General features: G+C 69.6%; 5 protein-coding genes. 3 read left to right on the top strand and 2 right to left on the bottom strand.

Annotation, left to right across the window (positions count from 1 at the left end; all coding sequences use genetic code 11):
- From GM672_RS28570 to GM672_RS27295, 3 genes are all read left to right on the top strand, one after another.
- The coding region (locus GM672_RS28570; protein WP_371867110.1) for a hypothetical protein at window positions 1–224 on the top strand (224 nt) is incomplete at its 5' end.
- Between the two features lie 5 nt (window positions 225–229).
- Window positions 230–1,345: a rod shape-determining protein RodA gene (gene rodA, locus GM672_RS27300; protein ID WP_155473640.1), complete on the top strand. Its 1,116-nt coding sequence runs from the start codon at window positions 230–232 to the stop codon at window positions 1,343–1,345.
- Window positions 1,342–2,373: a septal ring lytic transglycosylase RlpA family protein gene (locus GM672_RS27295; RefSeq protein ID WP_155473638.1), complete on the top strand. Its 1,032-nt coding sequence runs from the start codon at window positions 1,342–1,344 to the stop codon at window positions 2,371–2,373. The genes rodA and GM672_RS27295 overlap by 4 nt, the downstream gene beginning before the upstream one ends.
- Window positions 2,374–2,417: 44 nt before the next feature.
- On the opposite strand, the gene GM672_RS29800 is transcribed toward GM672_RS27295, so the two are convergent.
- Both GM672_RS29800 and GM672_RS27285 read right to left on the bottom strand, forming a co-directional pair.
- Window positions 2,418–3,140, bottom strand: a complete 723-nt coding sequence (locus tag GM672_RS29800; protein ID WP_170300280.1) for an SPOR domain-containing protein — start codon at window positions 3,138–3,140, stop codon at window positions 2,418–2,420.
- On the bottom strand, window positions 3,134–3,740 hold a 607-nt coding region (locus GM672_RS27285; protein WP_155473637.1), incomplete at its 5' end, for a type III pantothenate kinase. The genes GM672_RS29800 and GM672_RS27285, both read right to left, overlap by 7 nt.

Here is a 3,740-nt window from a genome sequence, read left to right as displayed (position 1 = left end):
ATCTGGCCGCCGTGACCGGCACGGCGGCCAGGGCGCTGCCGTCGCCCGGGCTGATACCGGAGCGTCCCAAGACCCAGCCGGCGCCGAAGAACACGGCACCGGCGGCACCGCGCGTGCCCCCGGCCCAGCAACCCGTGGTGCAGGCGACGGCACCGGCCGCCGCGCCGGCGCGTCCGGCGGCCCAGCAACCGGCGGCTGCACCGCCCCGCAACAAGGACCAATGAACACTATGCGCATCAATGAACGACGCTCGCTGTGGCGGCGCATGCGCCCGTACGTGACGGTATTCGATCCGCCGCTGATGACGGTGCTGGTCGTGCTGCTGACCACCAGCCTGATCACCCTGTATTCGGCCAGCATCGGCATTCCCGGCAAGATCGAGGACCACTTGCGCAATATCGCCATGTCCTTCTGCGTCATGTGGGTGGTGGCGAACATCTCGCCGCAGAACATGATGCGCATTGCCGTGCCGGCCTATGTGGTGACGGTGCTCCTGCTGGTCGCCGTGGCGCTGGTGGGCACCATCAAGCTGGGCGCGCGGCGCTGGCTGCATATCGGCGTCATCGACATCCAGCCGTCCGAATTCGCCAAGCTGGCCGTGCCGCTGATGCTGGCCTGGTACTTCCAGCACCAGCAGGGCCAGCTGCGCTGGCATACCTATGCGATTGGTGCCGTGCTGTTGCTGCTGCCTGTATTCCTGGTGGCGCGCCAGCCCGACCTGGGCACGTCGCTGCTGGTGGTGGCCGCGGGGTTCACCGTGATCTACCTGGCCGGCCTGCCGTGGAAGGCCATCCTGGGCCTGGCCGTGGCCGGCGCTGCCAGCATGCCGGTGGCCTGGTCGATGCTGCACGACTACCAGCGCGAACGGGTGATGACCCTGATCGACCCCACCGCCGACCCGCTGGGCAAGGGCTTCCACATCATCCAGTCCATCATCGCCATCGGTTCGGGCGGGCTGACGGGCAAGGGGTGGACACGGGGTACCCAGGCCCACCTGGAGTTCGTGCCGGAGCGCACCACCGACTTCATTTTCGCCGTGTATTCGGAAGAGTTTGGCCTGGCCGGCAATGTTTTCCTGATGCTGTTGTATCTTCTGCTGATCGGGCGGGGCCTGATGATCACGGCCAATGCCCCCAATTTCTTCACCCGCCTGCTGGCGGGTGCCACCACGATGATCTTCTTTACCTACGCATTCGTTAACATGGGCATGGTCAGCGGCATCCTGCCCGTCGTCGGCGTGCCGCTGCCGTTCATGAGCTATGGCGGCACGGCCGCGCTGACCCTGGGCGTCGCCTCCGGCATCCTGATGAGCATCCAGCGCAACCGCAAGCTGGTGCAGACATGACGGTGTCCGCGTCCCTTCCTCGCGTGGCCCTGCTGGCGGCCATGCTGGCGCTGGCCGGCTGCGGCAGCGGCCCGGAAATCGCGTCGCTGCCGGGGGCGCCGAAGGTCAAGCCGCAAAAGCGCGAGCCGGGCGTGCCGAACCTGCCGCCGGCCAATTCGGGCCGGGGCGGCTACTACAAGGACGACGGCCCCGGCGACGATCCGCCGCCGAACCTGATGGCCACGCCGGACGCCGAAGTGCGCAACGACCCGCTGCTGCCCCGCTCGAACCGGCCCTATGTCGTCTTCGGCACCACCTACACGCCGATCCCGAACGACAAGCCGTTCACGCAGCGGGGCATGGGCACGTGGTACGGCAAGAAGTTCCATGGCCAGCGTACCTCGTCGGGCGAGCTGTACGACATGTACAAGATGTCGGCGGCCCACCCCACCTTGCCGATTCCTTCGTACGCGCGCGTGACCAACCTGGCCACCGGCAGCACCGTGGTGGTGCGCGTCAACGACCGCGGGCCGTTCCATTCGAGCCGCGTGATCGACGTGTCGTACACGGCGGCACTGAAACTGGGCCTGCTGGGCAACGGCAGCAGCCAGCTGGAAGTGACGCGCATCATGCCGGACGAAATCGAGCGCATGGTGGCGGCCCGCAAGGCCGGCGCCCTGATCGCCACGGTCGAAGGCCTGCCGGTGGCGGCGCCCGGCACGACGCCGATGCTGTCCGCCTCCACCGGGCCGGACGAGATCGAGAACTTCCTGCTGACACGGGCGCCGACGCCGGACCGCGCCGCGCCCACGCCGGGCGGCTTCTACCTGCAACTGGGTGCCTTCACGCGCGAGGAAACGGCAGCGACGATGCGCGAGCGCCTGGCTGTCGCCACCCGTGGCAGCGAATTCGAGGTGGTGCAGGCCGGCACCGTCTACCGCCTGTACGGCGGCCCGTTCACCAGCCGCGAGGAAGCTGCCAATGCGGCGGCAAGGCTGCCGCCGGCACTGCGTTTGAAGCCGCTGATCGTGCAGCGGCAGGTGAACTGACGAAGGCTTGCACTGACGGGGCGCCTGCGGCGGCGCCGCTTCGTTTACCTGCAGCCGCGCAAGGGCTGCTCGGGGAACTTGGCCGCGATGCGCTGCAGGCGCGTACGCGTGGCGGCGTCGATGTCGCGGAACTGGAACAGCACCTGCTTGCTGGCCGAATAGCGCGGTGCGATGCGCGCCGCCGTCACGCCCTGCTTGACCAGCGCCGCCAGCTGCGTCTGCGCCGCCGCCTCCGCCTTGAACACGCCCAATGAGATGCCGTTCTTCTGCGGCTGGCCGTCCGGGATGATGTAGAAGTTGGTCAGCCCCTTTGCGCGCAGGTCGGCCGCCTTCTTCTCGGCCGCGTCGCGCGTGGCCGACGGCGGAATCATCACCATATAGCTGGAGATATCCTGGCCCGGCGCCGGCCGGCGCGTCAGCCGCTCGCCCAGATCCAGCGCCGCCAGCTGCGCCTCGAAACGGCGGGCGTCGGCGGCCGGGAAGGCGCCCGCTTCCAGGCAGGCCACGACGGGCGACGGGGCGGGGCGGGCCGGCGCGGGGGCCGGCGTTGGCGTTGCCGGCGCGTTTACGGTCCCTTCCTGGGCGGGTGCCGCGGCAAGCGCCGTGGCCTTTGCCGCCGGAATCACCGTCAGCTGGCGCGCATTGAGCTGCGCCTTCAGGCGCTGCGGTTCATGCTCCTCGCTGTCGAAATCGCCGAACCAGCCCTGGCCATAGCCCAGCAGGGCAGCGTTCGCGGCCAGCAGCGTTCCAAAGAATACTTTCAGCACATTCCATCCTCCGCCCGCAGCACCGCATGCAGGCCGATCATGACGATATTGTCGACGTGGCGCAGCGCGCCGCCGCCAGGGGGCGGCGCCAGCATCGGCGCGATATACGCCGCGGCGCCGCCGGAGATGATGCATTCTACGGCGCCGTGGCGGCGCCAGGCGCGCTCGATGGCCCCGGCCTGGGCCGACAGGATGCCGGCCAGGATGGCGTCGTCCGTGTTGTCGGCAAACGGGGACGACGGCACGGCGCCGGGCGCCACCTGCGGCAACTGGGCCGTGTTGCGGGCCAGCGCGCTGGCCATCAGGCCGAGGCCGGGCAGGATCATGCCGCCGACAAAAACGCCGGCGGCGCTGACGCCGTCCACCGTGGTGGCCGTGCCGCAGTTGGCCACGATGAGCTGCCGGCCGGGGGCCAGCGCACGGGCGCCGATGGCGGCGGCGAAGCGGTCGCAGCCCAGTTGGGTGGGATTGCGGTAGCCGTTGGCGAGACCTGCCCGCCGTGGCGTCGACGCGAACCATTCGACCGTGGCCTGCGGCGCCAACCCGGCCAGCAGGCCGGCCAGTGCTTCGCGCACGGCGGCGCCGGCCACGTTGGCCACC

Origin of the sequence: Pseudoduganella buxea (assembly GCF_009720835.1) — a bacterium.
GTDB classification, from domain to species: Bacteria; Pseudomonadota; Gammaproteobacteria; order Burkholderiales; family Burkholderiaceae_D; genus Rugamonas; species Rugamonas buxea.
This window is presented reverse-complemented; position numbering and strand designations above follow the sequence as displayed.

Excerpts from the sequence above, each read along its gene's own strand:
- rodA (WP_155473640.1), top strand. The coding sequence starts at position 230 with ATGCGCATCAATGAACGACGCTCGCTGTGGCGGCGCATGCGCCCGTAC.
- GM672_RS27295 (WP_155473638.1), top strand. The coding sequence starts at position 1,342 with ATGACGGTGTCCGCGTCCCTTCCTCGCGTGGCCCTGCTGGCGGCCATG.